The sequence below is a fragment of the Rhodococcus sp. BP-160 genome, assembly GCF_019836205.1.
Classification (GTDB): Bacteria; Actinomycetota; Actinomycetes; order Mycobacteriales; family Mycobacteriaceae; genus Rhodococcoides.
The window spans coordinates 122,557-144,874 of sequence record NZ_JABUEK010000001.1 but is presented as its reverse complement, the minus strand read 5'-3'; the positions used below and the strand labels follow the sequence as shown (position 1 = coordinate 144,874).

General features: G+C 70.9%; 15 protein-coding genes. 10 read left to right on the top strand and 5 right to left on the bottom strand.

Features of this window, described 5'->3' with window-relative positions:
- Nucleotides 1-40 precede the first annotated feature (40 nt).
- The 7 genes from HQ306_RS00645 (at nucleotide 41) to HQ306_RS00615 (ending at nucleotide 10,286) form a co-directional block, all read left to right on the top strand.
- The gene (locus HQ306_RS00645) at nucleotides 41-1,513 is read left to right on the top strand and encodes a nitrate/nitrite transporter (protein ID WP_373425225.1); all 1,473 of its coding nucleotides are present in this window, start codon (nucleotides 41-43) and stop codon (nucleotides 1,511-1,513) included.
- Nucleotides 1,510-3,675 (top strand): molybdopterin oxidoreductase family protein, encoded by a 2,166-nt coding sequence (locus HQ306_RS00640; RefSeq protein ID WP_222627094.1) that lies wholly within the window; start codon nucleotides 1,510-1,512, stop codon nucleotides 3,673-3,675. Before HQ306_RS00645 ends, HQ306_RS00640 begins: the two co-directional genes overlap by 4 nt.
- Complete coding sequence (locus HQ306_RS00635; protein ID WP_222627092.1) at nucleotides 3,672-5,207, top strand: FAD-dependent oxidoreductase; 1,536 nt, start codon at nucleotides 3,672-3,674, stop codon at nucleotides 5,205-5,207. The genes HQ306_RS00640 and HQ306_RS00635 overlap by 4 nt, the downstream gene beginning before the upstream one ends.
- A gap of 47 nt (nucleotides 5,208-5,254) precedes the next feature.
- Nucleotides 5,255-7,768, top strand: a complete 2,514-nt coding sequence (gene nirB, locus HQ306_RS00630; protein ID WP_222627090.1) for a nitrite reductase large subunit NirB — start codon at nucleotides 5,255-5,257, stop codon at nucleotides 7,766-7,768.
- Nucleotides 7,769-7,900: 132 nt separating this feature from the next.
- A complete protein-coding gene (gene nirD, locus HQ306_RS00625) occupies nucleotides 7,901-8,356 on the top strand; it encodes a nitrite reductase small subunit NirD (RefSeq protein ID WP_051613601.1) in 456 nt (151 codons plus the stop codon).
- Nucleotides 8,356-9,561 carry a uroporphyrinogen-III synthase gene (locus tag HQ306_RS00620; RefSeq protein WP_222628501.1) on the top strand — a complete coding sequence of 402 codons (1,206 nt, stop codon included), beginning with the start codon at nucleotides 8,356-8,358 and terminating at the stop codon, nucleotides 9,559-9,561. The genes nirD and HQ306_RS00620 overlap by 1 nt, the downstream gene beginning before the upstream one ends.
- Nucleotides 9,558-10,286 carry a sirohydrochlorin chelatase gene (locus tag HQ306_RS00615; RefSeq protein ID WP_082544648.1) on the top strand — a complete coding sequence of 243 codons (729 nt, stop codon included), beginning with the start codon at nucleotides 9,558-9,560 and terminating at the stop codon, nucleotides 10,284-10,286. The genes HQ306_RS00620 and HQ306_RS00615 overlap by 4 nt, the downstream gene beginning before the upstream one ends.
- Here the strand turns inward: HQ306_RS00615 and HQ306_RS00610 are convergent.
- Together HQ306_RS00610 and HQ306_RS21965 are read right to left on the bottom strand one after the other, a co-directional pair.
- Complete coding sequence (locus HQ306_RS00610; protein ID WP_222627088.1) at nucleotides 10,228-12,042, bottom strand: NTP transferase domain-containing protein; 1,815 nt, start codon at nucleotides 12,040-12,042, stop codon at nucleotides 10,228-10,230. The genes HQ306_RS00615 and HQ306_RS00610 overlap by 59 nt on opposite strands.
- A 33-nt stretch (nucleotides 12,043-12,075) precedes the next feature.
- Nucleotides 12,076-12,210, bottom strand: a complete 135-nt coding sequence (locus HQ306_RS21965) for a hypothetical protein (protein WP_261769634.1) — start codon at nucleotides 12,208-12,210, stop codon at nucleotides 12,076-12,078.
- 75 nt (nucleotides 12,211-12,285) lie between these two features.
- Here HQ306_RS21965 and HQ306_RS00605 point away from each other — a divergent pair, with 75 nt between their 5' ends.
- Nucleotides 12,286-13,767 (top strand): PLP-dependent aminotransferase family protein, encoded by a 1,482-nt coding sequence (locus HQ306_RS00605; RefSeq protein WP_056447838.1) that lies wholly within the window; start codon nucleotides 12,286-12,288, stop codon nucleotides 13,765-13,767.
- Between the two features lie 7 nt (nucleotides 13,768-13,774).
- Here HQ306_RS00605 and HQ306_RS00600 read toward each other — a convergent pair whose 3' ends face one another.
- Together HQ306_RS00600 and HQ306_RS00595 are read right to left on the bottom strand one after the other, a co-directional pair.
- On the bottom strand, nucleotides 13,775-14,077 hold the full coding sequence (locus HQ306_RS00600) for an MGMT family protein (protein WP_027506835.1): 303 nt from the start codon (nucleotides 14,075-14,077) through the stop codon (nucleotides 13,775-13,777).
- Entirely contained in the window at nucleotides 14,074-14,895 is an 822-nt protein-coding gene (locus HQ306_RS00595; RefSeq protein WP_222627086.1) for an alpha/beta fold hydrolase, read from the bottom strand. The genes HQ306_RS00600 and HQ306_RS00595 overlap by 4 nt, the downstream gene beginning before the upstream one ends.
- Nucleotides 14,896-15,007: 112 nt before the next feature.
- On the opposite strand from HQ306_RS00595, the gene HQ306_RS00590 reads away from it, so the two are divergent.
- Both HQ306_RS00590 and HQ306_RS00585 read left to right on the top strand, forming a co-directional pair.
- The gene (locus HQ306_RS00590) at nucleotides 15,008-18,397 is read left to right on the top strand and encodes an ATP-dependent DNA helicase (protein ID WP_222627084.1); all 3,390 of its coding nucleotides are present in this window, start codon (nucleotides 15,008-15,010) and stop codon (nucleotides 18,395-18,397) included.
- Nucleotides 18,394-21,750 (top strand): ATP-dependent DNA helicase, encoded by a 3,357-nt coding sequence (locus tag HQ306_RS00585; RefSeq protein WP_222627083.1) that lies wholly within the window; start codon nucleotides 18,394-18,396, stop codon nucleotides 21,748-21,750. Before HQ306_RS00590 ends, HQ306_RS00585 begins: the two co-directional genes overlap by 4 nt.
- Here HQ306_RS00585 and HQ306_RS00580 read toward each other — a convergent pair whose 3' ends face one another.
- Nucleotides 21,751-22,182, bottom strand: a complete 432-nt coding sequence (locus HQ306_RS00580) for a hypothetical protein (RefSeq protein WP_261769633.1) — start codon at nucleotides 22,180-22,182, stop codon at nucleotides 21,751-21,753.
- Nucleotides 22,183-22,318: the final 136 nt, after the last annotated feature.

Genomic DNA, 22,318 nt, shown 5'->3' with positions numbered 1-22,318 from the left:
TTCCTATCTTTGGGCTTCCCCAGAGATCAGGAGGCCACTCGTGACCAGCTTGTCGGATACCGGCGCTGCCACGGCGCCCACCGGTGCCCCCGGTGCAGTCGCTCGTAAGCACCACATCACGAACTGGGACGCGGAGGACGTCGAGGCCTGGGAGGCCGGCGGCAAGCACATCGCCCGCCGCAACCTGATCTGGTCCGTCGTCGCGGAGCACGTCGGCTTCTCCATCTGGTCCATCTGGTCCGTGATGGTGCTCTTCATGCCGATGGCGCAGTACGGCATCGACCCGGCCGGGAAGTTCTTCCTGGTGGCCGTGCCGACATTGGTCGGCGCCATCCTGCGAATCCCGTACACGTTCGCCACCGCGAAGTTCGGCGGCCGCAACTGGACGATCTTCAGCGCCCTCGTGCTGCTGATCCCGACCGTGCTGACGTTGTACTTCATGATGAATCCCGCCTCGTACACGACGTATCTCGTCGTGGCCGCGTTCGCGGGACTGGGCGGCGGCAACTTCGCCTCCTCGATGACCAACATCAACGCCTTCTATCCCCAGCGTGAGAAGGGGTGGGCTCTCGGACTGAATGCAGGCGGCGGCAACATCGGTGTCCCCGTCATCCAACTCATCGGGCTCCTCGTCATCGCGACGGTGGGCAACACCGCACCCGAGATCGTGTGCGCCGTCTACCTCGTCCTGATCGCGGTCGCCGCCGTGGGCGCGGCCCTGTACATGGACAACCTGGACAACCAGAAGACCAACGGCCGCTCCATGATCGACGTGCTGCGCTTCTCCGACTCGTGGTGGATCGCGTTCCTCTACATCGGCACGTTCGGGTCGTTCATCGGCTACAGCTTCGCGTTCGGGCAGATCCTGCAGATCAACTTCCTCGCCGGTCTGGCCGACGGGGGCGCGGTCACCCCGGCCATGCAGGCACAGGCCTCCCTGCACGCCGCTCAGATCGCGTTCATCGGCCCGCTCCTCGGTTCCCTGTCCCGACCGATCGGCGGCAAGTTCGCCGACCGCGTCGGCGGCGGCCGCATCACGATGTACACCTTCGTCGCGATGATCTTCTCCGCCGGCATCCTCGTCGCGACGTCGATGACGGACGACGCCACGGCCGGAGCGGCGACCGGATCGATGATGGTGTTCTACGTCGTCGGCTTCATCCTGCTGTTCGTGCTCTCGGGGCTCGGTAACGGCTCCGTCTACAAGATGATCCCGGCGATCTTCGCGTCGAAGTCGACGTTGCTGGTGGGGATGTCGGCCACCGAGCAGGCCGCGTGGTCCCGCCGGATGTCCGGTGCGCTCATCGGTATCGCCGGTGCGATCGGCGCGCTCGGTGGAGTGGGCATCAACCTGGTCCTGCGCGCGTCGTACTCGGGCGCGGAGAAGTCGGCGACGTCCGCCTTCTGGGTCTTCCTCGTCTTCTACGTCCTCTGCGCCGCGGCCACGTGGGCCGTGTACCTCCGCCGATCCGGCGCGCGTACCGCGAACGAGCAGGACGTGGTCACCGTATGACCGTCGCTGCATCCGTGCCGGAGACCCTTCGGCCACCGGCCATCCGAGCAGGAACGGCGACGCACTGCCCGTACTGCGGGCTGCAGTGCGCGATGACCGTCACCGGCACGGATGCAGCGAGCGCCGGGATCGAGGCCCGCCAGTTCCCGACCAACAAGGGTGGTCTCTGCCAGAAGGGGTGGACCGCCGCCGAGGTGCTGCGAGTGCCCGGCAGGCTCACCACACCACTGGTGCGTGTCGACGGGGAACTCGTCCCCACGACCTGGGACGCCGCACTCGACGCGGTGGCCACGACGCTTCGACGCGTCCGGGCCGAGCACGGCGCCGACGCGGTCGGGATCTTCGGGGCGGGCGGGCTGACCAACGAGAAGTCCTACATGCTCGGCAAGTTCGCCCGTGTCGCGCTGGGCACGTCGAACATCGACTACAACGGGCGGTTCTGCATGTCGTCGGCCGCGGCCGCCGGCAACAAGTCGTTCGGAATCGACCGAGGACTGCCGTTCCCGTTGGCGGACATCGGTTCCGCGCGGGCCGTGCTGGTGCTGGGCGGCAACGTCGCGGAGACGATGCCCCCCTTCGTGCAGCATCTCCGGACCGCCGCCGACGCGGGCGGGCTCATCGTCGCCGACCCACGGCGCACCGCGACGGTGGACCGGGCGCTGTCCGCCGGCGGAGTGCACCTGCAACTGTCGCCGGGCACCGACCTGGCACTCGCGCTGGGCCTGGTGCATCTGGCGGTGGTCGAGGGGTACGCCGATCGCGACTACATCGACTCACGCACCGAGGGTTTCGACGAGTTCTGGACGGCGGCGGCGCAGTGGTGGCCGGAGCGGACCGAGCGCGTCACCGGCGTTCCCGTCGCTCGCCTGCGGGAGACGGTGCGGTTGCTGGCGCAGTCACGGGACGCGGGTACGGGCGCCTACGTGCTCACCGCCCGTGGAGCCGAACAGCACGCGTCCGGAACCGACACGGTCTCGGCCGTCATCGGACTCTCTCTCGTGCTGGGGCTGTGCGGACGACACGGAACCGGATACGGCTGCATCACCGGCCAGGGCAACGGACAGGGCGGACGCGAGCACGGGCAGAAGGCGGACCAGCTTCCCGGATACCGCAAGATCACCGATCCCGCAGCGCGTGAACACATCTCCGCCCTCTGGGGTATCGAGCAGTCCGCACTCCCGGGTGCGGGACTGAGCGCCTACGAACTGCTCGACGCCCTCGGCACCCCCGGTGGTCCCCGCGCGCTCATGGTGCACGGCTCGAACATCGCCGTCTCGGCCCCGCGGGCCGGTCACGTCGTCGATCGGCTCGCCTCACTCGAGATGCTCGTCGTCACCGATTTCGTGCTCTCCGAGACTGCCGCAATGGCCGACGTGGTGCTGCCGACGCTGCAGTGGGCCGAGGAGGAGGGCACCATGACCTCCCTCGAGGGCCGCATCCTGCGCCGGCGCAGGGCCGTGGACGCTCCCGAGGGCGCGCGCGGGGAGCTCGACATCCTCGCCGATCTCGCCGTTCGCCTGGGCCAGCCCGCCGACCGCTTCCCCCGCGACGCACGGACGGTGTTCGAGGAGTTGCGCCGAGCGTCCCGCGGTGGCATCGCCGACTACTCGGGCGTGACCTACGAGCGTCTCGACGCCGGGGAGGCGCTGCATTGGCCGGTACCGTCGGAGACGCACGGCGGCACACCGAGACTGTTCCTCGATCGTTTCGAGACACGTACCGGGCGAGCGCGTTTCGTCACGGTCGACCAGGTCGGGCCCGCAGAAACCACCGACGCCGACTTTCCTCTCCTCGCGACGACGGGGCGGGTGCTCACGCACTACCAGTCCGGTGCGCAGACCCGGCGCGTACCGTCCCTGTCGGAGGCGGCAGGCCCGATGTTCGTCCAGGTCCACCCGGACACCGCCGGTCGCGCGGGGCTCGAGGACGGCGACGACGCGGACGTCGTCTCGCGCCGCGGAACGGTCGTCGCCCGCGTGCGGTGCGACGCGTCGATGCGGCTCGACACGGTGTTCCTGCCGTTCCACTTCGCCGATGCGGCGCGCGCCAACCTCGTGACCAACCCGGCACTCGATCCCACCAGCCGGATGCCCGAATTCAAGGTCTGCGCGGTGCGCGTCGCCGCGCACCTGGTCGGCGCGACGGACGGGGAGACGGCATGAGTGCACCTCATCGCGTCGTCGTGGTCGGGAACGGCCTCGCCGGTGCCCGGTTGCAGGAGGAGATCCACCGACGCGACGCGGATGCGGCCCGCGTCCAGGTGGTCGTCTACGGCGACGAGAATCACGCCGCGTACAACCGCATCCTGCTCTCCAACGTGGTCGCCGGGCACCTGACCCCGAGGGACACTCGAATCAAGCCCGAGAACTGGTGCGAGCGCAACGGTCTGGAGACGCACATCGGGGTCGCGGTCACGTCGATCGATCGCGAGCGCCGCACGATCACGCGCTCGGACGGGTCCACGGACACCTACGACACGCTCGTCCTCGCCACCGGCTCGCGGTCCTTCCTGCCGCCCGCGCCCGGCATGACCGACGCGGACGGTCACCCCGCGGACGGTGTGGTGGCGTTCCGCACTCTCGCCGACTGCGACGCCATCACCGCAGCAACGGGACCCGGTTCCCGCGTCGTCGTGATCGGCGCCGGGCTTCTCGGCATCGAAGCCGCACGCGGCGCCCTCATGCGCGGATCGGACGTCACCATCGTCCACCCCCGCGCGTATCCGATGGAGAAGCAGATGGACGGCGGTGGCGGCGCCGTGCTGACCCGAGTGTTGCGAGAGCTGGGGATGGACGTGGCGCTGGGCGCTCGGGCCGAGGCTCTGCGTACCGCGCCCGACGGCACGCGCGAACTCGTGTTGTCCGACGGCAGCGCGTTGCCCGCCGACCTGGTCGTCGTCGCGGCCGGGATCCGTCCGAACATCGACCTCGCCGTCGCGGCCGGGCTCGACGTCGACCGCGCTGTCGTCGTCGACGACGACCTGCGCACCTCCGACCCGCACATCCGCGCGATCGGCGAGTGCGCCCAGCACCGCGGTGAGGTCTACGGCCTGGTCCAGCCCGCCTGGGAGATGGCCGGGGTGGTCGCGGACCAGCTGTGCGGCAGCGCGTCCCGCGCCGAGTACCACGGCACCGCGCAGATCACCCGCCTCAAGGCGCACGACGTCGACCTCGCCTCGATGGGCGAGATCGACGTCGACCCGAACGACACCGAGTCCGAGGTCCTCGTCATGAGCGACCCCACCCGCGGCCGGTACGCGAAGGTCGTCGTCCGCAAGGACCGCCTGGTCGGCGCGGTGATGCTCGGCAACCCGGAAGTCGTCGGAACGCTCAGCCAGTACTTCGACGGCGGATCGCTCGTCCCCGTCGACCGTATGACCCTGCTGCTCGGGCACCTCGTCGGTGGACCCACCGAGAGCGCCAACCCGTCGACCATGCCCGACGCAGCCGTGATCTGCCGCTGCAACACCGTCACCAAGAAGCACTTGGTCAGCGCGTGGCGCGGCGGTGCCCACACCCCCGAGGCCATGGCCGAGAAGACCCGCGCCACCACCGGTTGCGGTAGCTGCGTGGGCGTCGTCGACGGCCTCTGCGACTGGCTGCACCGAGCGGATCCCGTCCCCGACAACGACCGGCCTCCGGCCTTCCCGGTCCCCGACAACGACCGGCCTCCGGCCTTCCCGGTCACCGCATGACCGACCCGAGTCACACCACCCGTTCACCGTTTCCCGAGGAGATTGTCATGACCGACCAGACCGCTCACCGCACAGCCGTGGTGGTGGGACACGGAATGGTGGGCCACCGGTTCGTCGAGGCGCTGCGCGCACGCGACACGGCCGGCGAGTGGTCCGTCACCGTCCTGTGCGAGGAGGCCCTCCCCGCCTACGACCGCGTCGGGCTCTCGTCCTACGTCGGCGCCTGGGACCACAAGGAACTCGCGTTGGCGGGCAACGACTATGTCGGGGACGCCGCGGTGACCCTCCGTACCGGCGTGCGGGCCGAGTCGATCGACCGCGACGCTCGGGTGGTCACCACCTCGGACGGTGCGGCGGTGCCGTACGACGCTCTGGTCATGGCCACGGGGTCCTACCCGTTCGTCCCGCCCATCGCGGGGCACGACCTCGATCGCTGCTTCGTCTATCGCACGATCGACGACCTTGATCGCATACGCACCTGCGCCGACGCGGCCGGCCCCGGCGCGGTGGGAGTGGTCGTCGGCGGCGGCCTGCTCGGTCTCGAGGCTGCGAACGCCCTGAAGCAGATGGGCATGACGCCGCACGTGGTGGAATTCGCGCCGCGACTGATGCCGCTGCAGGTCGACGAGGGCGGCGGTGCGGTCCTGGCGAAGCTCGTCACCGAGCTCGGTGTCACCGTCCACGCCGGTGTCGGCACCTCGGCCATCGCCGAGAACGATCACGGCATCGACGTCACTCTGGCGGACGGCAGCGTCATCGATGCCGCCCTTCTGGTGTTCTCGGCGGGTGTCCGCCCGCAGGACGCTCTCGCCCGCACCAGCGGCCTCCCGGTCGGCGAGCGTGGTGGCATACTCACCGACATCGGTTGCCGTACCGAGGATCCCGCGATCTACGCCATCGGCGAGTGTGCGGCCATCGAGGGCCGGTGCTACGGTCTCGTCGCTCCGGGGTACTCCAGCGCGGAGGTCGTCGCCGATCGGCTCGTCGGCGGTACCGCCGAGTTCCCGGGCGCGGACCTCTCGACCAAGCTCAAACTGCTCGGTGTGGACGTCGCCAGTTTCGGAGACGCGATGGGCGCCACCGAGGGCGCACTCGAGGTGGTGCTCAACGATGCCGCGAAGGGCACCTACGCCAAGCTCGTGCTGTCGGACGACGCGAGGACTCTGCTCGGCGGCATCCTGGTGGGGGACGCGTCGGCGTACGCGACGCTGCGCCCGCTCGTCGGCCGCGAACTCCCGGGCGATCCGGCTGCACTGATCTCGCCGAGCGGCGAGAAGCTCGGCGCCGGAGCGCTTCCCGACGATGCCGAGGTGTGCTCGTGCAACGGTGTGGACAAGGGGACCATCTGCTCGGCCATCGCTGCGGGCGCCTGCGACATCGCCTCGGTCAAGTCCTGCACCGACGCCGGCACCACGTGCGGTGGCTGTCTTCCCACGATCAAGTGGTTGCTCGCCGCGTCGGGCGTGGTCATGTCGAAGGCCCTGTGCGAGCACTTCTCCCAGTCGAGGCGCGAGTTGTTCGAGATCGTCGCCGGCGCGGGCATCCGCACGTTCTCCGGTCTCGTCGCCGCTCACGGCCGCGGCGCCGGCTGCGACATCTGCAAGCCGGTCGTGGCCTCGATCCTGGCGTCCACGTCCTCGGAGCACATCCTCGACGGTGAGCAGGCTGCACTGCAGGACACCAACGATCACTTCCTCGCCAACATCCAGAAGAACGGCACCTACTCCGTCGTGCCGCGGATGCCGGGTGGGGAGTGCACTCCCGAACAATTGATCGTCATCGGTGAGGTGGCACGCGACTTCGGTCTGTACACCAAGGTGACGGGTGGTCAGCGCATCGACATGTTCGGCGCGCGCGTGGAGCAGCTCCCCGCCATCTGGAAGCGACTGGTCGACGCCGGCATGGAGTCGGGTCAGGCCTACGGGAAGTCGTTGCGCACCGTGAAGAGTTGCGTCGGGTCCACGTGGTGCCGCTACGGCGTGCAGGACTCCGTGGGCATGGCCGTCGACCTCGAGAAGCGCTACCGGGGTCTGCGGTCCCCGCACAAGATCAAGTTCGGTGTGTCCGGCTGCGCCCGCGAATGCGCCGAGGCGCGCGGCAAGGACGTCGGCATCATCGCGACCGAGAGTGGGTGGAACCTGTACGTCGGCGGCAACGGTGGGCAGTCGCCCAAGCACGCGCAACTCCTCGCGTCGGGGCTGGACGACACCACCCTCGTCCGGTACATCGACCGGTACCTCATGTTCTACGTGCGCACGGCGGACCGCCTGCAGCGCACGGCGCCGTGGGTCGAGAGTCTCGAGGGCGGACTCGACCACCTGCGCGCCGTCGTGTGCGAGGACAGCCTGGGTATCGCCGCGGACCTCGAGGCAGCGATGGCGTCGCACGTCGAGGGCTACCGGGACGAGTGGCGGGGTGTGTTGGAGGACGAGACCAAGCTCGCGCGCTTCGTCTCGTTCGTCAACGCCCCGGAGGAGTCCGACCCCACCGTCTCGTTCGACGAGTCCGGTGCCCGCAAGGTTCCGGTCCTGATGGGGATGCCGTCCGTTCCGGTCGGGTGAGTGGCCGGGAAGGCCGGAGGCCGGCCGAGATGTGGCCGGGAAGGCCGGAGGCCGACCGAGACGTGGCCCGTCATGTCGCCGTAACGGCCGAGTAACACCAGCCCCGTAGAACTGTCCCCAGGGAGGACCATCATGACTGTCATCGACTCAGCACCTCGCCATTCCACGACCGTGACCAGCGGCGACACCGACGAGTGGATCACCGCGCTCGCACTCTCGGAACTCACTCCGGGTCGGGGAGTCGCCGTGTTGCTGCCCTCCGGGGCGCAGGTGGCGTTGTTCCGCACCGGCGACGAGGAGCTGTTCGCCGTGAGCAACATCGACCCCTTCGGACGGGCCGCCGTGATGTCGCGCGGACTGGTCGGGGACCGCGGCGGCGAGCCGACCGTCGCGTCGCCGTTGCTCAAGCAGGTATTCTCGCTGGTGGACGGCCGTTGCCTCGACGACCCGGACACGACCTTGGCGGTACACGAGGTCACCGTGATCGACGGCGTCGTCGCAGTGTCCGCCCAGCCCTCGGGCGCATCGACCCAGACCTCGGGCACATCCGTCCGGCCGAGAAGTGGAACGGAGACGACATCCCCGTGATCGATCAGCCGACCTCGTCCGACGCTCCCCTCGCGGGGTTCACCGTGGGCGTCACCGCGGCTCGACGCGCCGACGAACTGGCCTCGCTGCTGGTACGGCGCGGAGCGAACGTGGTGCACGCCCCGGCGATCAGGATCATTCCGCTGTCGGACGATGCGGAGCTCGGTCGTCGTACGCGCGAGATCATCGAGTTTCCGCCGGCCGTGACCGTGGCCACCACGGGCATCGGTTTCCGTGGCTGGATGGAGGCCGCCGACGGCTGGGGTGACGCCGAGGAGCTCACTCGCGCTCTCGAGGGCACCCGCATCCTCGCCCGTGGGCCGAAGGCCAAGGGAGCCATCCGTGCAGCAGGTCTGCGCGAGGAGTGGTCACCGGAGTCCGAGTCGTCCGCGGAGGTGCTGGAACATCTGTTGGCGGAGGGCGTGGACGGCGTCCGCGTCGCGGTGCAACTGCACGGCGCCACCACCGAGTGGGAGCCGGTTCCGGACTTCTGCGAGGTGCTGCGGCAGGCCGGCGCGACGGTCATCCCGGTTCCGGTCTACCGCTGGGTGCAACCCGACGACTCGGCACCGATGGACCGCATGATCGAGGCCGTACTGTGTGGTGACCTCGATGCGGTGACCTTCACCAGTGCCCCCGCCGTGGCCTCGATGTTGATGCGCGCCAAGGAGAACGGTGTGCTGGAACCGATGCTGCAGTCGTTCCGCGATCGGGTGCTCGCCGTGTGCGTCGGGCCCGTGACCTCCGCTCCGCTCGACGTACTGGGTGTTCCCACGACGGCGCCCGCGCGGGCGCGTGTCGGAGCTCTCGTGCGCCACGTCGCCGACGAACTTCCGCGTCGAGCGGGCATCGTCCGGGCCGGCGGTCACGAGTTACGCGTTCTCGGCGCGTGCGTCGTCGTCGACGGCACACCCAAGGCTCTGTCACCCGCGGGCATGGCCGTGCTGAAGACTCTCGCTCGCCGTCCCGGACAGGTGGTCTCCCGCGAGGACCTGCTCGCCGCTCTGCCGGGCGGGGGCGGCGACACCCATGCCGTCGAGACGGCCATGGCGCGAGTGCGGTCCGCGCTCGGCGCACCCAGAGCGATCCAGACCGTCGTCAAGCGGGGATACCGCCTCGCCGTCGACGACAGCGCGGACGACCTGATCGACGCCGTGTCGAGTGTTCCGGGCGGCGGCCTCGGCCGGACGGGCGAGGCGTCGTGAGCGATCCTCGACTGGTCCTCGTCGCGCACGGCACGCGCAACCCCGCCGGCGTCGAGGTGATCGCCGCGCTGGCCGACGCCGTGGCTCCGCACGTGGGCCCGGTGCGGGTCGCCTTCGTCGACGTGCTGGGACCCACTCCGTCGGAGGTTCTGCGCGATGTCGACGGCCCCGTCGTGGTCGTGCCCGCCTTCCTGGCCTCGGGTTATCACGTGCACGCGGACGTGCCCCGCGAGATCGCCGAGAGCGGTCACGACGACGTCCACGTCACCCGCGCACTGGGCCCGGATCTCGACCTCGCGCGGGTACTGCGTGACAGGCTCGAGCAGATCGGATGGACGACCGGCGATCGCATCGTCCTCGCCGCGGCGGGCTCCTCCGACGTGCGGGCCCTCGACGACGTGCACACCGCGGCGGATCAGCTCGCCGCCGTCACCGGATCGGCGGTCACCGTCGCCTACGTCGCCACGGGCGAGCCGCGCGCGGCGGACCTGGTCCCCACTCTGAAGGCCACCGGGGAGAAGGTCTTCGTCGCCTCGTACCTGTTGGCGCCCGGTCTCTTTCACACGAGGTTGCGGTCCGCTGGAGCGGACGGTGTCACCGAACCGCTGGGGCTGCACGGGGGAGTGGTGCAGCTGCTCGTCGATCGCTACCGCGAGGGTGCCGACGTCATCTCTGCGGCAGCGGCACGATCTCGACGGGAGCGCCCGGACTCCGGCCTGCAGTGACGACGGCGATGCCGTCACGGCCCACCAGCGCGGCGAGATGTGCTGTACGCACAGAGCTCTCGCACCGCCAGGTACCCGCACCGAGGTAGGACGCGGGCAGGGCTCGAGTGACGTCACCGGCATCGACCTCGGTGGCCAGTGTTCCGGTCAGCGGTATCGGGACGGACCGTCCGGTCAAGGCCGCGGCGATGGCGGGCCCGAGCAGCATCACCGTGGTGACGGCGGCATACGGATTGCCGGGAACACCCAGGACCACGCGATGATCGGGCAGCTCCGAGACGGAGGCGGAACCGCCGGGGCGACAGGCGAGTCCGTCGACGACACGGTGTGCTCCGGCACGTCGAAGTGCGTCGTCCAGTCGATCCGCGGCGCCGCCGCCGGTCGCGCCGATGATGACGACGACGTCCGGCGGTGCGGAGTCCGCACCGCCGTGGATCGCCGCGTCGAAGGCATCGTCGGTGTCGGCGCAGTGCGCGACGTCGGCGAGTGCGAACCCGCACGACCGTAGGTACGTCGGCATGACCGGCCCGATGGTGTCGCGGATGCGCCCGGCCACCGGCGCGGTGTCGTCGCCGATCTCGTCGCCGATCTCGTCGCCCGTGAGAACGAGTCGGACGGTCGGGGCGGGGCGCGTCGACGCCCGGATCACGCCGGCAGAGAGCGCGGCCGACACGACGGCGGGGGAGATGACGGTGCCCGCCGGCGCGAGTTCGCTTCCGCCGTCCCAGTCCTCGGCGACACTGCGGGCGTCGTCGCGCACGGGTGCGCCGTCCGACCGGTGGAGCAGACCGTCGTCGTCGAGAACGACGAACTCGTCGCGTACCACGCCCGCCTCCGCCGGAACCGCTGCGCCGGTGGCGATGCGCACCGCGTGGCCGGTGTCGAGGACGACGTCGTCGGTGGCGCCGGCGACCACCACGGCGTCGTCGACGTGCCAGGGTCCGTCGCCGCGCACGGCGTAGCCGTCCATCGCGGACGTGACGAAGCTCGGAAACGGGCGTGCGGCGATCAGCGGCTCCGCGAGCGTGCCGCCGAGGCTGTCGGCCAGGGACGCGGTACGAGGTGTGATCGCGGTGAGTCTGCTCCCCACGAGGACGCGCGCCACCTCGACGGAGGGGCGTCTCGACGCGGTGCGGACGGCCGCGAGTTCGGTGGGCGTGTCCACGTCGTCGATGCCGGTGAGCGCCACGGTGCCCACGACGTCCGGCAGGGCGTCGCGGATGGACGGGCCGCGCTCGGCGTCCGCCGGACAGCGTGCGAGCGCGGCGGTGACGCCTCGAACGAGGGCGTCGCGACGCCAGGCGCCCACGAGGTACTGGGTGCGACCGGTCGAGTCGGTTCCGAACACTGCTTCGACTGTCTTGTCTCGCAGCAGTTCTCGCACGAGCAGTCGGAGTGCAGGCTCGGTGATGTACGGCAGGTCGGCGGACAGGGTCAACACGACGTCGTTCTCCCGCGGACCGTCACCGTCACCGTCGTCGACGGTGACGGCCAGCCCGGCCGCCAACGCACGTACCGGGCCTCCGAACGGCGGGTCCTCGCGGGTGCGGCGGACACGCCTCGGTCCCGGCGGGTCGGCAGTCACGTCGTCCGGTCCGACGAGGACGGTGACGGTGCAGAACGACGTCGCTCCCAGCACCCGATCGACGAGGGTGACTCCGTCCACGAGCGCGGCAGGCTTGGTGGTTCCCTGCATCCGTGAGCTGCGTCCGCCGGCGAGTATCAGCGCGTCCGTGCGCGCTGTGCGTCCCGACATGTGATCCACAGTAGTGGAGGCGACGCGGCAGCCTCATCGACCGGTGGTGGACACGGGCCGACTGCGCGGTGGGCCCTCGAGAGAGTGGCGACCGCCGCCCGCGACGGCGACGGCGCCGAACCCGATGCTGAGAGTGGACAGGGCCAGAAGTGTTCCGATGACGATCATGGACAGAGTCTCGACCGGCGAGAGGCCTGATGGAGCAGTCCACTGGACTCGAGTGGACTGTGGCATAGTGGCGGCATGGCATCCACTCCTGCACGGCTGCGCGACGGGTTGTCGGCGCGCGCACTCGCCGCCGCGATCGACATGACCGCCGTCGCGCGGGACAGTCGGTCCCTGTACCTCGGACTCGCGCAGGAACTGCACCGTCTCGTTGAGGAAGGCGCGGTGGCCGCCGATGCCCGCCTGCCCGCGGAGCGCGTCCTCGCGTCGGTGCTGGGGGTCAGCCGTGTGACGGTCGCGTCGGCCTATCGCGAACTCCGTGAGCACGGCATCGCGGTGTCGGTGCACGGGGCGGGCACCTTCGTCGTTCCGCGCGGGGACAGTCAGCCGTGGGGCGGCATCCTGCGCGGCACCCAACCGGGCGTGCTCGAATTCGTCAACGCCGCGCCGCCGGCCTCGGCCCTGCTGGGACCCGCTTACGACGCTGCTGCCCGCGCGCTGAGCACGACGGGCCTGCACGTCGGCTACGTGCCCACCGGTGTGGGCCGACTGCGCGAGGCGATCGCCCGGTACTACTCCGCTCGCGGGCTCCCCACCAGCGCCGACCAGATTCTCGTGACCGCGGGCGCCAGCGATGCGTTGCACGCCGTGATCGACACCTTCGTCGAACAGGGCAATCGTGTGCTGACCGAACACCCGACCTACCCGGGCGCCATCGACATGGTGCGAGCCGTGGGTGGCAAGTGTGTTCCGGTGGCCATCGATCCGGATGATCCCGACACGTTCGTGGAGAACATGGACAGGGCTGCGCGGCAACATGATCCGGTACTGGCCTACCTGATGCCCGACCACTCCAACCCGTCCGGAGCGGTGTTGCCCGAGACGTCCCGGCGTCGGCTCGCGGCCACGCTGCATCGGCACGCCGTGGTGACCGTGGTGGACGAGGCGTCGGCCGACCTCCGTCTCGACGGCGACGCCGACGTCGAGCCGTTCGGCGCACCGGTCCCGGACCGCGCCTGCATCACGGTCGGATCGTTGAGCAAGACCGTCTGGGGCGGGCTGCGGGTGGGGTGGGTGCGCGCGGACCCGGTGCACCTGGCGCGCGTGGCCACGACCTACGCGAGGCGGCAGCTCTCGGTGTCGATGATGGATCAGTACACGGCCGTGGAACTGTTCGGCGAGTACGACGCGGTGGTGACGCACCGCGCCGATCAACTGCGGGCGGGTCGCGACGCGGCGATGGCGGCCGTGACGCGGTCGCTGCCGGGCTGGACCTTCCACCGGCCGCGCGGCGGACTGTCGCTGTGGTGCACATTGCCACCGGGTGTCCGGTCGACGGACCTGGTGGAATCGGCCCGCGGGCGCGGACTGCTGCTCGCCCCCGGGTCACGCTTCGGGACGGGATACGCCTTCGACGAGTGCCAACGCATCCCGTTCTCCCGCAGCCCCGAGGAGATCGAGGACGCGGTCGCCGTCCTGGCGGAACTGGTGGGAGCGGGAGTCGATGCCGGGCCCCGCGAAAGCGTTCCGTCGCACGCCGTCCCCGAAGCGATGGTCTGACACTCGATCAGGGCTCGTGGCGGTACCGGACCGAGGCCAGAGCGATGCGGCCGTCGACGGACGACACCCCCTCCTCGGCCAGCGCCGCGAGCTGACGTGTCACGAGGTGGGGAGCCGGGCGGCCGTCGGCACGGATGACCCGGTGCCACGGCAGATCGGAGGAGTCCGTCCGCATGATCCACGCGACGATGCGTGGGCTGGGCAGTCCGACGACCCGGGCGATGTCGCCGTACGTGGTGACACTGCCCGGGGGGACTGCGGCCACGACGGCGCGCACGGCCTCGACCTGTTCGTCGGTGATGCGGCTCACGACGTCGTCACGCGTCGGATCATCTCGTCGACCAGAGCTGCCGATTCGGGACCCTTCGCCTGCGGCACCATGTGGTCGCAGTCCAGGTCGACGATCCGCACGTCCGGCGACGAGCGGACGAGTGCGTCCCGGAACTCCGGTGTGAGGTACGGCGGGTCCACCCGCGCGGCGCGCACGACGGTGACCGGAATGTCACTGGGCGGCAGCACGAACGGGCGCGCGAGCTCGCCCCACGACGCGACGACGGCGGCCGTCGACGTCCGCCATCGCACTCGCCCGTCGTCGGTGTCCACCAGGTGTTCGGCGATCTCCTCGTCGACGAGAGCCGGGTGGACGTCGGACCACGCGCCGTGGAGCTTCTCCGAGCGTGCCTCCGCGGCATCGGTGTAGTCGTCGTACAGCACCGTCGACTGCGCCGTCTCCAGCATCGAGTCCGGCGACAGGCCGATGGCGGGATCGAGCAGCACCAGTCCCGCGACGAGCGACGGGAACGACCTCGCGAGATGGATCGCGAGCGCGCCCCCGTAGGAGTGGCCGACCACGACGACGGGCCCGGCCGAGTGGGCCCGTAGGACGTCGGCCAGCCGATCGACCTGGCGCTCGATCGACCACGGCGGAGTCCACGGTGCCCTGCCGTGACCCACCAGGTCCGGAGCGACGACGCGGGCCTCGGGCAGGTGCTCGCTCCACCGATGCCAGCGCCTGCCGTGGCCGGTCATGCCGTGGATCGCCAGGACCACCGGTCCGGACGCCGGGCCGTACACGGCGACGTCGTCGGCATCCGTCGTGGGGGCGGGGGATTCGGAGGTCGTCGGCATGGGGTCTCCTGAGCGGTCGAGTGTCGACGCGGTGGCGGAACCGAGTCGGTCTCGGAGAGGGGGCTGTGTGGGAACTGGGGGTGTGTCGGACTCCCATGATGCAATGCGCCTCATGAACGACGACGGCGCGGGCACCACCGGAGACGCGGCTGTCACCCGTGGCGGTATCCGGCTGGTGCGCCGGACGCACCGTGTCGCGCAGGTGCGCACGTGGCCGCAGGAGTGTGCGCCGCTGGTCGCGCCGAGTGAGCCCGGCGACTCCCGGCCGTGGCAGGTTCTGGGCGGTCCGGGCACCGGGAAGACCGCGCTCGTCGCCGATGTGGCGGTGGCGCGGATGACGGCGCCGGGAAGCGATCCGGAGTCGGTCCTGGTGCTCACGCACTCGCGTCAGGCGGCCGTCGACATGCGCGAGCAGATCACCGCCGGGCTGTTGGGCGTGTCCTCCGAGCCCCGCGCGACACGCGAGCCACTCGTACGCACGGTGCACTCGTACGCCTTCGCCGTGCTGCGGTTGCAGGCGTCCGCCTACGGCAATCCGCCGCCGCGTCTCCTCACCAACGCGGAGCAGGACTCCGTGATCCGCGAGATGCTCCGCGGTGAGATCGCGGACGGCGCCGCCCGGTGGCCGGATCGCGTGCGCCCGGCGCTCGGACTGGTGGGCTTCGCGTCCGAGCTCCGTGATCTCGTTCTGCGCGCCGCGGAACGCGGGCTCGGTCCGGAGGACCTGATCGCGTGGGGGCGGAAGCACTCTCGGCCCGAGTGGGTCGCTGCGGGCAAGTTCGCCGCACAGTACGAACAGGCGATGTTGCTTCGAGGATCGGTCGGCGTCGAGACTCCGGAGGCCACGTCGCCCGGACTGGACGCGGCCGAGCTCGTGGGTGCAGCGCTCACGGCGTTCGCGACGGATCCGGACCTGCTCGTCTCCGAACGTCGGCGCATCCGCCACGTGCTGGTGGACGATGCCCAGCACCTCGATCCGCAGGCGGCCCAGCTGGTGCGGCTGCTCTCCGCCGGTGCGTCGTCCACCGTCGTCGCCGGCGATCCCGATCAGGCGGTCTTCTCCTTCCGCGGCGCGGACGCGCACTTCCTCACCGATCTGGACGACGGGCACGGTGGTCGTCGTGTCGTGTTGTCCCGCAACCACCGTTCGGACTCCGGTGTCGGCTCGGTGCAGCGGGCGATCACCGCGCACCTGTCCGGTCGGGTCGCACACCGTGTCGGCACGCAGTTCCGCGACGACAGGGCGGAGGACGAACACCCGTCGGCCGAGGAGGAGACCCGCGCGGTTCCGCCGGTGCGGGTGGTCGTCGCGTCCTCGACGGCGAAGGAGGCCACCGCCATCGCCGACACGTTCCGCCGCGCGCATCTCGCCGACGGCGTGCCCTGGTCGGAGATGGCCGTCGTCGTCCGCTCCGTTCCGCGGTCGCTGCCGTCCCTGCGTCGCGCGCTGCACGCCGCGGGGGTGCCGGTGGTGTCGTCCGCCACGGCCGTGCCCCTGCATCGGCACCGTGGTGCGGCTGCCCTGCTGCTCGCGATGCGTGCGGTCGCCGCTGCCCGGTGCGCGCCCGAGCGGTCGGCGGCGGTGTTCTCCGACGACGCTGCGTTGGCATTGCTCGAAGGTCCCATCGGAGGGGCGGATCCGCTCGCCGTCCGCAGACTGCGTCGCGGGCTACGGCGGGGCGATGTGGCCGAGGGCGGCGAGCGGGACTCGTCCGTGCTGCTGCGCGCCGCGATGATCGGCTCCTCGGTCGACCCGCTCGTCGCACGTCTGTCCGACGTCGAGAAGGCACCGCTCACCCGCGTCCGTGCCGTGGTCACGGCCATCGCGAAGGCAGTGGGCCCGGCCGGTCGTCGCGTCGAGGACGCACTCTGGGCCGGGTGGCGTGCCACCAGGCTCGAACGCCGGTGGGTGGCGTCGTCCGCCCGGGGTGGGCCTCTCGGCGTGCAGGCAGATCGGGATCTGGACAGCGTCGTCGCGTTGTTCGACGCCGCGGCCGCGTACGTCGACGCACTCCCGCGCGGCACCCTGGAGGGGTTCGTCGAGTACGTCACCGACCAGGAGGTTCCCGTGGGCGACGGGCGGCGTCCCGCGATCGTTCCCGACGCGGTGCGGATTCTGAGTGCCCATGCCGCGGTCGGGCGCGAGTGGGACGTCGTCGCGGTGGCGGGCGTACAGGAGGGACTGTGGCCCGCGCTGCGCCCGCGCGGATCGCTGCTCGGGGTAGAGGCCCTGGTGGATCTCGCCGCGGGTGTCTCCGACGGCGATCGCGAGTTGGACGATCGGGTCTCGCGGACCGCACCGTTGCTCGCGGAGGAACGTCGCCTGTTCCTGGTGGCGTGCAGCCGCGCACGGTCGAGCCTGCTCGTCACCGCCGTCGACTCGGTGACCGGTGGCGCGGACACCGTGCGGTCGAGGTTCGTGGACGACCTGCTCGCGTCCGATGCCGTGCGGTACTCGGACGTCGAGGAGAGCGACTCCGGTGCCGGCCCCACCGCGCCTCTCGGCCGGGTGCTCGCGTTGCCCGCTCTGGTCGCCGAGCTGCGTGCGGTCGTGTGCGACCGTCGTGTCGCGGAGAACGACCCCGACCGCCATGCGCGCGCCGCACGGCACCTGGCGCGACTGGCGAGTGAAGGGGTGCGCGGCGCCCACCCGGACGAGTGGTACGGGCTGTCCGGAACCAGTACCGAGATGCCGCTGTGGGATCCGGCGGACGGGCCGGTGTCGTTGTCGCCGTCCACGGTGGAGGTGCTCACCGCGTGCCCGCTGCGGTGGGCTCTCGAACGCAACGGGGGCACCGACGGCGACACCGTGCACGCGGTCACCGGAACGCTGGTGCACACGCTGGTGCAGGCAGTGGCCGGTCGGGTGCCGCCGGACGAGGTGCGCAGAGAGCTGGAGAAAGCTTGGGTGGCAGTCGATCTCGGATCTGCGTGGTTCTCGCGCAAGGAGCTCGCACGTACCGCCACCATGATCGAGACGTTCCACGAGTGGATGTCACGCTCACGCGGCGAGCTGACGGAGGCCGGTGTCGAGGTGCCGGTGGACGGGGTGTTGGAACCGCGCACGCCGGACGAGCCCGCCGTCGCGCTGCGCGGACGGATCGATCGGCTCGAACGTGACCCCGACGGACGACCCGTGGTCGTCGACGTCAAGACCGGTAAGAACGCGGCGACGGCCGCGGCGACGGCCGAGCACGCGCAGCTCGCGACGTATCAGGTGGCACTCGCCGCCGGTGCGGTCGAGGGCGAACCGGCCGGCAGTCCCGGCGGCGGGCGGTTGGTCTACGTCGCCAAGCCGCACACCAGGACCGGTGCCACCGAACGAGCGCAGGCAGCACTCACGGGGGAGACCCTCGAGCAGTGGCGCACCGTCGTCGTCGACGCGGCGCGTGCCACGCGGGGCCCGGTGTTCGAGGCTCGCGTCAACGACGGCTGTCGGCACTGCCCGATAGCGTCGTCCTGCCCGGCACAGGACAGAGGCAGGCAGGTGACCGAAGGATGAGAGACGTGGCCCGAGTGAGCCCCGCCGAGGTCGCCGTCGCTCTCGGCCAGTTCCCGCCCACCGACGAGCAGTCGGAGATCATCGCGGCTCCGCGCGGTCCGTTGCTGGTCGTCGCCGGCGCCGGTGCCGGCAAGACGGAGACCATGGCGGCGCGAGTGGTCTGGATGGTGGCCAACGGTCTGGTCCGGCCGGAAGAGGTGCTGGGCCTGACCTTCACGCGCAAGGCCGCCCAGCAGCTCACCACGCGCATTCGCCAACGGCTGGCCCGATTGGCCGGGTCCGACCTGCTGCGGCGTCTCGATCCGTCCGGTGAGCTGCGGCGCACCGTCATGTCGGGCGAGCCCGAGGTGAGCACGTACCACTCGTACGCGGGCCGACTGCTCCAACGCCACGGCATGGTGCTGCCGCTCGAACCGTCCACGACTCTCGTGTCGGAGACCGAGCTGTGGCAGCTGGCCCACCGCGTGGTGGCCGCATGGGACGGCGACGTCCCACTGGACCGGGCACCGGCGTCGATCACGGAATCCGTGCTCGCCCTGTCCGGTCAGCTCGCCGAGCACCTGGTCGAACCGGGCGACCTGGGAGAGGCCCACACAGAGCTCGAGAAGCTGATCCACCATCTGCCACCGGGCCCGAAGCAGAAGAGCGGCGGTCCCACCAAGGACCTGCTGGGCATACTGCAGGTGCAGGAACACCGGCTCGATCTGCTGCCCCTGGTGGCGCGGCTCCACGAGGTCATGACCCGTGACGGACTGCTCGACTTCGGGCGGCAGATGTCCCTGGCCGCCCGTGTCGCGGCGGACCACCCGGACGTGGGCCGCGACGAGCGCACGCGGTGCCGGCTGGTGCTGCTCGACGAGTACCAGGACACCGGTCACGCGCAGCGCGTCCTGCTGTCCTCGCTGTTCGGGGGTGGCCGTGACTCCACTCTGACGGTGACGGCCGTCGGCGACCCGATGCAGTCGATCTACGGCTGGCGCGGTGCGTCCGCCGCGAACCTGCCCCGGTTCGGTACCGACTTCCCACGCTCTGCGCGCTACCCGGCCCCGGTGCGTCAGTTGTCGACCAGCTGGCGCAACCCGCCCGAGGCGCTCGCGCTGGCCAATGCGGTGGCTGCCCCGTTGCGCATGCGCGGTGTCGCGGTGGACGAGTTGCGCGCGCGTCCCGGTGCGGTGCCCGGCGATGTCCGGCTCGCGCTGACCACCACGGTGGACGACGAGCGCCGGTGGATCGCCGAGGCGATCGCGCGGGAGTACCGCACGGCGCGGGAGGACGGGCGCACTCCGCCCACCGCGGCGGTCCTGGTGCGGCGCAACGCCGATGCGGGGCCGATGGCCGAGGTTCTGCGCGGCGCAGGCCTGCCCGTCGAGGTCGTCGGACTCGGTGGGCTGCTCCGGACGCCCGAGGTCGCCGACCTCGTGGCGATGCTGCGGCTGGTGAGCGACCCGCTGGCCGGCAGCGCCGCCATGCGCGTTCTCACCGGCTCGCGCTGGCAACTGGGTGCCGCCGATCTGCGTGCCTTGTGGAGGCGAGCGCGGGAGATCGCGGCGCACACCGGCCGCGGGCGGACGGGCACGGTCACCGACGCCGAGGAGTTGGGGCGCGCGCTCGAGGACGGCATGCCCGGGGAGCGATCGGAACAGTCCGGGCTGGTGGACGCCCTGGCGGATCCGGGCGACCCGTCGCGCTACTCCGAGGCGGGACATCGGCGCATCCTCGCCCTCGGCGGGGAACTGCAGTCACTGCGCCACCGGCTCGGTCAGCCACTTCCCGATCTGGTCGCCGACGTCGAGCGAGTGCTCGGGATCGACGTGGAGGCGGGGGCGCGTCGTCCGTCGGGGGACGCGGGCGGGCGCGAGCATCTCGACGCCTTCGCCGAGGTGGTCGCCGAGTACGGCGATCAGCAGACGGCGACTCTCACCGGACTGCTGTCCTTCCTGTCCGCCGCCGAGTCCGTGGAGGACGGCCTCGCGCCCGGCGAGGTCGACGTCGACCCGCACCGGGTGCAGGTTCTCACCGTGCACTCCGCGAAGGGTCTGGAGTGGGAGGTCGTGGCGGTACCGCACGTCTGCGAGAGCGTGTTCCCGTCCACCAGGTCGTCCGCGTCCTGGTTGGGCTCGGTGGCCGAGCTACCGCCGTCCCTGCGCGGTGACAGGGCGATTCCGGGTGACGACGCCGGGGGCGTCCCCGTTCTCGATCTCGAGGGCGCGACTCACCGCGGCGACATCGCCGACGCCGTCACCGAACACAAGGCTGCGCTCGCACGTCGCCGACTCGACGAGGACCGACGGTTGTTCTACGTCGCCCTCACGCGCACCGAGCGGGTGTTGCTGGTCTCGGCGCACCACTGGGCTCCCGGCGCCTCGTCGCCGAAGGGTCCCTCGTCGTTCCTCGCCGAACTGCACGGCCTCGTCGAGACCACATCGGCGATCGGCGGCGCGGAGATCGGGACCGTGCAGCACTGGGAACCCACTCCGCCGGACGGAGCCGACAACCCCTACGCGACAGTCGAACTGACGGCACTCTGGCCGGCCGATCCGCTGGGTGCCCGCCGCGAGGACGTGATCATGGGATCTGCAGCCGTGCGCGCCGCACTCGTCGAGTCGGCATCGGTCGAGGAATCGTCGTCCGAGAATTCGGACAGCGACGATCCCGACGGGTGGGCGCGTGACGTCGAACTGCTTCTCGCCGAACGTGATGCGGTGTCGCGGCCGGAAACCGACGTCGTCGTGCCCGACACGATGTCGGTGAGCCAGGTGGTCCACCTCGTCGCGGATCCGGACGCCCTGGCATCGACGCTGCGGCGACCGGTCCCGTTCGCGCCCAACCCCTTGGCGCGTCGCGGCACCGCGTTCCACGCCTGGGTCGAACGACGCTTCGGGGCGACCCGCCTGCTCGACCTGGACGAGCTGCCCGGCGCGGCGGACGGCGCCTCGGCCGCCGACACGGACCTTGAGGAGCTGCAGCGTGCGTTCGACGCGTCACCGTGGGCGTTGCGCAGTCCCGTCGAGGTGGAGGTCCCGTTCGAGACGTCGGTCGGTGGAGTCGTGTTGCGGGGACGGATGGACGCCGTGTTCGCGGACTCCGACGGTGGCTGGACGGTGGTGGACTGGAAGACCGGCGCGCAGCCGACACCGGCCGAGGAACGTGCGGTGGCGATCCAGCTCGCCGCCTACCGACTCGCCTGGGCGGAGCTGATGTCGGCGACCCGCTCCGAGCCGGTGCCCCTCACCACGGTGCGGGCGGCCTTCCACTACGTGCGATCGGGAGTCACCGTGTCTCCGACGGATCTCCCGGACGCGGAACGGTTGGCGGAGATCATCTCCACGGCGGGCGCGGACCCGGCGACGTGATCAGCGCGCGTCGCGGTACACCTTCCAGGACTGCGTGATCAGCGGGATCTGTAGCGGCAGTCGAGCCACGACCCCCACCTTCATCGCGGTCGAGGTCTTCTCGCTCTGCAACCACGACGCGGCCATCTGCAGGTTGGCCGGGAACACGGCCACGAAGAAGGCGGCGGCCGCGGCGCCGGTCAGGCGACGAGTGCGGGGAACGATCAGTCCGGCCGCCAGTCCGAGCTCCGCCACTCCCGACACGTACGTGTACGTCCGCGGTGATCCGGGGAGCACGTGCGGCACCTGGGAATCGAACGGCGCCGGTGTGACGAAGTGCAGGACACCGGCTCCGCCGAGGAGGACCGCGAGTCGCTGCGCCGCCGTGTCCGCCGCCCGTCGGCGCGACGGGAGTCGAACGGAATCGAGCAGCGGCAGGGTACGGAGCGTCATGGTCGCAGCCTGCACCATCGTCTGCTCGTTGCCAACAGGACGGTGGAGCACCGGAGTTCTGCAGCGACTGATGGGGGTCGGCGGCTCGATGCTCCGATACAGTCACGGCAGCCGACGAGGCGGATCGACGACCACG

Excerpts from the sequence above, each read along its gene's own strand:
- HQ306_RS00640 (WP_222627094.1), top strand. The coding sequence starts at position 1,510 with ATGACCGTCGCTGCATCCGTGCCGGAGACCCTTCGGCCACCGGCCATC.
- HQ306_RS00635 (WP_222627092.1), top strand. The coding sequence starts at position 3,672 with ATGAGTGCACCTCATCGCGTCGTCGTGGTCGGGAACGGCCTCGCCGGT.
- nirB (WP_222627090.1), top strand. The coding sequence starts at position 5,255 with ATGACCGACCAGACCGCTCACCGCACAGCCGTGGTGGTGGGACACGGA.
- nirD (WP_051613601.1), top strand. The coding sequence starts at position 7,901 with ATGACTGTCATCGACTCAGCACCTCGCCATTCCACGACCGTGACCAGC.
- HQ306_RS00610 (WP_222627088.1), bottom strand. The coding sequence starts at position 12,042 with ATGTCGGGACGCACAGCGCGCACGGACGCGCTGATACTCGCCGGCGGA.
- HQ306_RS21965 (WP_261769634.1), bottom strand. The coding sequence starts at position 12,210 with ATGATCGTCATCGGAACACTTCTGGCCCTGTCCACTCTCAGCATCGGG.
- HQ306_RS00605 (WP_056447838.1), top strand. The coding sequence starts at position 12,286 with ATGGCATCCACTCCTGCACGGCTGCGCGACGGGTTGTCGGCGCGCGCA.
- HQ306_RS00595 (WP_222627086.1), bottom strand. The coding sequence starts at position 14,895 with ATGCCGACGACCTCCGAATCCCCCGCCCCCACGACGGATGCCGACGAC.
- HQ306_RS00590 (WP_222627084.1), top strand. The coding sequence starts at position 15,008 with ATGAACGACGACGGCGCGGGCACCACCGGAGACGCGGCTGTCACCCGT.
- HQ306_RS00585 (WP_222627083.1), top strand. The coding sequence starts at position 18,394 with ATGAGAGACGTGGCCCGAGTGAGCCCCGCCGAGGTCGCCGTCGCTCTC.
- HQ306_RS00580 (WP_261769633.1), bottom strand. The coding sequence starts at position 22,182 with ATGACGCTCCGTACCCTGCCGCTGCTCGATTCCGTTCGACTCCCGTCG.